Source organism: Streptomyces sp. NPDC058470 (assembly GCF_042721055.1).
In the GTDB taxonomy this organism is placed as follows: Bacteria; Actinomycetota; Actinomycetes; order Streptomycetales; family Streptomycetaceae; genus Streptomyces.
The window spans coordinates 146281-152506 of record NZ_JBHXMF010000010.1 but is presented as its reverse complement, the minus strand read 5'-3'; the positions used below and the strand labels follow the sequence as shown (position 1 = coordinate 152506).

At 68.9% G+C, this 6226-nt stretch carries 8 protein-coding genes; 5 read left to right on the top strand and 3 right to left on the bottom strand.

Annotated features, from left to right (window positions below; translation table 11 throughout):
- Positions 1–173 precede the first annotated feature (173 nt).
- Entirely contained in the window at positions 174–818 is a 645-nt protein-coding gene (locus tag ACFWP7_RS10280) for a MerR family transcriptional regulator (RefSeq protein ID WP_384379021.1), read from the bottom strand.
- Positions 819–927: 109 nt separating this feature from the next.
- Between ACFWP7_RS10280 and ACFWP7_RS10275 the strand changes: the two genes are divergently transcribed.
- Positions 928–1419: a DUF4188 domain-containing protein gene (locus ACFWP7_RS10275; RefSeq protein WP_384379018.1), complete on the top strand. Its 492-nt coding sequence runs from the start codon at positions 928–930 to the stop codon at positions 1417–1419.
- A 136-nt stretch (positions 1420–1555) separates the two neighbouring features.
- On the opposite strand, the gene ndgR is transcribed toward ACFWP7_RS10275, so the two are convergent.
- A complete protein-coding gene (gene ndgR, locus ACFWP7_RS10270) occupies positions 1556–2272 on the bottom strand; it encodes an IclR family transcriptional regulator NdgR (protein WP_006383662.1) in 717 nt (238 codons plus the stop codon).
- 189 nt (positions 2273–2461) lie between these two features.
- On the opposite strand from ndgR, the gene leuC reads away from it, so the two are divergent.
- The 4 genes from leuC (at position 2462) to ACFWP7_RS10250 (ending at position 5828) form a co-directional block, all read left to right on the top strand.
- Positions 2462–3886 (top strand): 3-isopropylmalate dehydratase large subunit, encoded by a 1425-nt coding sequence (leuC, locus tag ACFWP7_RS10265; protein ID WP_384379014.1) that lies wholly within the window; start codon positions 2462–2464, stop codon positions 3884–3886.
- Positions 3887–3892: 6 nt separating this feature from the next.
- Positions 3893–4486, top strand: coding sequence for a 3-isopropylmalate dehydratase small subunit (gene leuD / locus ACFWP7_RS10260; protein ID WP_384379011.1), 594 nt, complete (start codon positions 3893–3895; stop codon positions 4484–4486).
- 322 nt (positions 4487–4808) lie between these two features.
- Complete coding sequence (locus ACFWP7_RS10255) at positions 4809–5039, top strand: hypothetical protein (RefSeq protein WP_384379008.1); 231 nt, start codon at positions 4809–4811, stop codon at positions 5037–5039.
- A 138-nt stretch (positions 5040–5177) separates the two neighbouring features.
- The gene (locus ACFWP7_RS10250) at positions 5178–5828 is read left to right on the top strand and encodes an HU family DNA-binding protein (protein WP_384379005.1); all 651 of its coding nucleotides are present in this window, start codon (positions 5178–5180) and stop codon (positions 5826–5828) included.
- Between the two features lie 170 nt (positions 5829–5998).
- Here the strand turns inward: ACFWP7_RS10250 and ACFWP7_RS10245 are convergent, their stop codons facing one another.
- Entirely contained in the window at positions 5999–6202 is a 204-nt protein-coding gene (locus ACFWP7_RS10245) for a hypothetical protein (RefSeq protein WP_384379002.1), read from the bottom strand.
- Positions 6203–6226 lie beyond the last annotated feature (24 nt).

The following is a 6226-nucleotide window of genomic DNA, read 5'->3' as shown; positions in this document are numbered from 1 at the left end:
GCCTAGCACGCTGCCCTCTCACGGCAGTAGCGCCGGTTCGAATCCGGTCGGGGGTACGCAATTCGATGGCCCCCCACTTCGGTGGGGGGCCATCGGCGTTCCCGGCCGCCGTGACGCCGTACGCCCGCACGCCGAACGTCGTACGTCCGCACGCCGTGACGCCGCACGCCCGCTCACTCGATGCCGTACCGTCGCGCCGACTCCTCCTCCTGGGCCAGCCGGTGCAGGGCCTTGAGCACCGGCTCGAAGAGAACCGCCCCCACGACCGCCGCCTCCACCTGTTCCTTCTCGGACGGGTACGTCTCCATGGAGTCCAGGTCCCGCACGGCCGCGCGGTGCATCAACTCGGCGTACGGCTCCATGAGTTCGGCATCCACGGGATAGCCGAGCCGGATGAGCGTGGCCACCGCCACCACCAGCGAACGGTGGAGGGGGGAGAGGGTGCTCAACTCCCGTGCGGTTTCCCAGCCCAGTGCTTCCAGTACGCGGTCCACCTCGCGGCGCGCGGCCCGCACCGCCGGGTCGTCCTCGTCCGGCTCGGGCTCCTGCGGCAGCGCCCACAGGGCCGCGCCGAGGCGGATGGTACGGCCCAGGGAGTCGTTGTCGATGTGCCCGAGGACCTCCCGGGCCGTCGCCACCGGGACCCGGCCCTCCTGGATCAGCGCACGCACCAGGCGCAGTCGGCGCAGATGGTCCTCGCCGTACTCGGCGGTGGTCGCGCCGATCCGGCGGCCCGGTGCCAACAGCCCCTCGCGCAGGTAGTACTTGATCGTCGCGATGGACACACCGCTGCGCTCGCTCAGTTCCGTCAGTCGCACCGCTTGCACCCTTCCTTGGATATAGGCACTATCCAATCATCGCGCACTTGGATAGTGTCGTTATCCAACAGGGTCGGTCCAACGGGACCGGTCCAACAAGGGGGCCGCCATGTTCGCCAAGCCCAACAGGGGCCGTACCACCGCTGCTGCCGAGGGAGACGTGGTCGTGCTGCTGATCGGGATGCGCGTCAACCACTTCTGGGCGGTGCACCAGTGGGTGCCGGCGTTCCTGGCCATGCTGCGCATGCTGCGAGAGCTGGGCAGGGACAGCAGCCGCGGCCTGCTCGGCCACATCCTGCTCACCGCCTCGCCGCGGACGTACTACGTCGTCCAGTACTGGGAGTCCAGGGAGAAGCTCTACGCGTACGCGGCGGCGCCCGACATGTTCCACCACAGGGTGTGGGCGATCCTCAACCGCAAGGAGCGCGCCGGAAAGGTGCGCGGGCATGTGGGGATCTGGCACGAGACCTATATCGCGCCCAAGGGGTCGTACGAGTCGATCTACCTGGACATGCCGCCCTTCGGGCTGGCGGCGGCCACCGGTGTGCTGCCCATCGAGGACCGCGGTCGCAGCGCCGCGGAGAGGCTGGCGCATCGCTGAAGGGAGGGGAGGGGAGGGGAGAGGGTGGGGGCTCTGTATACCCCGTACGCATGGCTCGCGCGTCGACTGTCGTCCGTCCCCGGGGCGGGCCTGCCGCGGCGTTGAGGCCGGCCCTTTCCCGGGGTGCGGGTGTGGGTCAGCCGGTGCGGCGCAGGGCTTCGGAGAGGCGGCCCGCGGCGTCGATGACGGCCTGGGCGTGCATCCGGCCGGGGTGGCGGGTCAGGCGCTCGATCGGTCCCGAGACCGAGACGGCGGCGACCACGCGGTTCGAGGGGCCGCGGACGGGAGCGGAGACGGACGCGACGCCCGGCTCGCGCTCACCGATCGACTGGGCCCAGCCCCGGCGTCGTACGCCGGAGAGGGCCGTCGCGGTGAAGCGGGCGCCCTGCAGGCCCCGGTGCAGGCGCTCCGGCTCCTCCCAGGCCATCAGGATCTGGGCCGAGGAGCCCGCCTTCATGGTGAGCGTGGAGCCGACCGGGACCGTGTCCCTGAGGCCGGAGAGGCGCTCGGCCGCGGCGACGCAGATGCGCATGTCGCCCTGGCGGCGGTAGAGCTGCGCGCTCTCGCCGGTGAGGTCCCGCAGATGCGTGAGCACCGGGCCCGCCGTCGCGAGGAGACGGTCCTCGCCGGCGGCCGCGGCCAGCTCGGCGAGGCGGGGGCCGAGAATGAAACGGCCCTGCATGTCACGCGCCACCATGCGGTGGTGTTCGAGTGCCACGGCCAGGCGATGTGCCGTGGGTCGTGCCAGTCCGGTCGCCGCGACCAGCCCCGCAAGGGTGGCCGGACCGGACTCCAGAGCGCTCAGGACAAGGGCTGCCTTGTCCAGAACGCCGACGCCGCTACTGTTGTCCATGAAACGATACTCGCGTCTCACTCTGTGAAACGCAAGTTCAATTTTCCATGGAACGCGCCACCCTTGTAGGCATGTGGCCCGCGGACCAACGGGCCCGGCGGAAGACGTCCGATACGAGGGATACGAGCGTCGCCGCACCGGAAATCTCTAGTTGGGCCGGCGCCACACAGGCCGGCCGGAGGGAAAGCGATGGGTAGGACACTCGCGGAGAAGGTCTGGGACGACCATGTCGTCCGGCGCGCCGAGGGCGAGCCCGACCTCCTCTTCATCGATCTGCACCTGCTGCACGAGGTGACCAGCCCGCAGGCCTTCGACGGCCTCCGCCAGGCCGGGCGACCCGTGCGCCGCCTCGACCTCACCATCGCCACCGAGGATCACAACACCCCGACCCTCGACATCGACAAGCCCATCGCGGACCCGGTCTCCCGGATCCAGCTGGAGACGCTGCGGAAGAACGCCGCCGAGTTCGGGGTGCGCCTGCACTCGCTCGGTGACGTCGAGCAGGGCGTCGTCCATGTGGTGGGACCGCAGCTGGGCCTGACCCAGCCGGGCACCACCGTGGTCTGCGGCGACTCGCACACCTCCACGCACGGCGCGTTCGGCGCGCTGGCCTTCGGTATCGGCACCTCGCAGGTCGAGCACGTGCTGGCCACCCAGACGCTGCCGCTGGCGCGCCCCAAGACCATGGCCATCACCGTCGACGGCGAACTGCCCGACGACGTCACGGCCAAGGACCTGATCCTGGCGATCATCACGAAGATCGGCACGGGCGGCGGCCAGGGTTACATCCTGGAATACCGCGGCTCCGCCATCGAGAAGCTCTCGATGGAAGCCCGCATGACCATCTGCAACATGTCGATCGAGGCCGGCGCCCGCGCGGGCATGATCGCTCCCGACGAGACCACCTTCGCCTATCTCAAGGGCCGCGCCCACGCGCCCGAGGGCGAGGAGTGGGACGCCGCCGTCGCGTACTGGAAGACGCTGAAGACGGACGAGGACGCGGAATTCGACGAGGAGGTCGTCATCGACGCGGCCCCCCTCGCGCCGTTCGTCACCTGGGGCACCAACCCCGGCCAGGGAGCGCCGCTTTCGGCGTCCGTCCCCGATCCTGCTTCGTACGAAGACGCTTCGGAGCGCCTGGCCGCCGAAAAGGCCCTGGAATACATGGGGTTGACCGCCGGACAGCCGCTGCGCGACATCAAGGTCGACACCGTCTTCGTAGGTTCCTGCACCAACGGCCGTATCGAGGACCTGCGTGCGGCCGCCGCGCTCGTCGAGGGCCGCAAAGTCGCCGACGGCGTAAGGATGCTGGTGGTCCCCGGCTCCGCGCGGGTCGGTCTGCAGGCCGTGTCCGAGGGTCTGGACGTGGTCTTCAAGGAGGCCGGCGCCGAATGGCGGCACGCGGGCTGCTCGATGTGTCTGGGCATGAACCCCGACCAGCTGGCCCCCGGTGAGCGCTCCGCGTCCACCTCCAACCGCAACTTCGAGGGCAGGCAGGGCAAGGGCGGCCGTACGCACCTGGTCTCGCCGCAGGTCGCCGCCGCCACCGCCGTGCTGGGCCACCTGGCCTCCCCGGCCGACCTGTCCGACGCCCGTACGCCCGCTGGAGTCTGAGAAGTCATGGAAGCATTCACCACGCACACCGGCCGGGCCGTCCCGCTGCGCCGCAGCAACGTCGACACGGACCAGATCATCCCTGCTCACTGGCTCAAGAAGGTGACCAGGGACGGTTTTGAGGACGGGCTCTTCGAGGCCTGGCGCAAGGACCCGTCCTTCATCCTCAACCAGCCCGAGCGGGTGGGCGCCACGGTACTGGTCGCCGGTCCCGACTTCGGTACGGGTTCCTCGCGCGAGCACGCCGTCTGGGCGCTGCAGAACTACGGCTTCAAGGCCGTCATCTCCTCGCGTTTCGCCGACATCTTCCGTGGCAACTCGCTCAAGAACGGCCTGCTCACAGTGGTTCTGGAGCAGAAAATCGTGAACGCGCTGCAGGAGCTCACGGAGAACGACCCCGAGGCCGAGGTGACGGTCGACCTGGAGGCCCGCGAGGTGCGCGCCGAGGGCATCACCGCCTCCTTCGAGCTGGACGAGAACGCCCGCTGGCGGCTGCTGAACGGCCTGGACGACATCTCCATCACCCTCCAGAACGAGGGCGACATCTCCGCGTACGAGGCCAAGCGGCCCTCGCACAAGCCGAAGACGGTCCAGGTCTGACACGCGGGCCGGATTCACGGTCGGCCCATAGGCCGATTCACCGCTGACCCGGTCTGATTCACTGCCGACCCGGGTCTGATTTCAGCCACCGCAACACCCCTCTGTACCCCCAATCGTGGACGGTTGGGGGTACAGCTGTGTCTGTCTCCGGACGGCCTTCGGATGCCTTGCCTGAAGGGCTCAACTCCCCTAGTTACAAAGGCCGTTGCCGGGGTAGACGACCCATGGTGCGGGGTGCCGCCGAGGTGCTCAGGAACCCCTCCGGGGACGGCAGTTACCCCCTGAGCAGGCGACAACTCGCCCCAGATGGCACAATCTGTGCATGGGACACGACGGCCAACTCGAGCTCTATGTGGCAGTCGCGGCCCAACTCAAGGAAGCGCACACAAGAGTGCGTGCACTGCAAGTCCCGGAGGGCGTACGGATGGCGCTGACCCGGAAGCTGCTGGTCATTACGGCCGCGGCCAAGCACGATCTCGCCGATGCGACAAGGCGTCTGGAGCGGTTCACCGCCGACCTCGACGAGGGTCGATTCCTCGAAGAGGAACGCTGAGTTACTCCACGACAGTCCGAGTTCGTTGCGGCACAAGGGTGATTAGCCCGTTTCGTGTTTGATTTGCGGTATATATCTGCCTAACGTGCGAAAAAGCTTGAACGCATTCGTTCGGGCAATGTCTCCGAAGGGGAAGACGTGAACAAGGCGCAGCTCGTAGAAGCGATTGCCGACAAGGTCGGCGGCCGTCAGCAGGCCGCCGACGCGGTCGACGCCGTACTGGACGCCATCGTCCGCGCGGTTGTCGGCGGGGACCGGGTCTCGGTCACCGGCTTCGGTTCCTTCGAGAAGGTTGACCGTCCGGCCCGCTACGCCCGCAACCCGCAGACCGGGGAGCGCGTTCGGGTCAAGAAGACCTCTGTACCGCGCTTCCGCGCGGGCCAGGGCTTCAAGGACCTGGTGAGCGGCTCGAAGAAGCTCCCGAAGAACGACGTCGCAGTCAAGAAGGCCCCGAAGGGCAGCCTCTCCGGCGGCGCTTCGGCCACGGTGAAGAAGGCCGCGGCCAAGAGGGCCACCACCGCCAAGAGGGCGACGGCCAAGAAGACCACGGCCACCGCGAAGAAGGCGGTCGCGAAGAAGACCACGGCCGCCGCCAAGAAGACCACGGCCAAGAAGGCGACCGCCAAGAAGACCACGGCGACCGCCAAGAAGGTCGCGGCCAAGAAGACCACCGCCAAGAAGGCGACGGCCAAGAAGGCCCCGGCGAAGAAGGCGACGGCCAAGAAGGCCCCCGCCAAGAAGTCGGCGGCGCGCAAGACCACCGCCAAGAAGGCCACCGCCCGCTCGTAGCGAGGGCACGGAGGCAACTCACGCGCCGGGCCGGGCTCCCCATGGGAGCCCGGCCCGCGGCGTGTCCGGGTCTGCTCGGGGCGCCTAGGGCCTGTCCGGCCGATCAAGTCGCAGGAAATCGGCGGCGCCTTATGAACCCCGCGTCTGCGGCATGATCGGCCGGACAGGCCCTAGAAGGTCTGCAGGGTGATCAGCGTGATCCGCCGTCCCTCGCCGTCCCCCTCGGTCTCGACTCGCACGCGCTGACCGGGACGCAGCAGCCGCAGCCCGCCCGCGTCGAACGCCGGGCCGTCGAAGGGCACCGGGGTGCCGTCGTCGAGCAGCACCTGGCCGCTACGGGTTTCGGGGTCGTACGTGTACGCGGTCGCCTGCATGGCGCAAGCCTATCCAGGGACGGG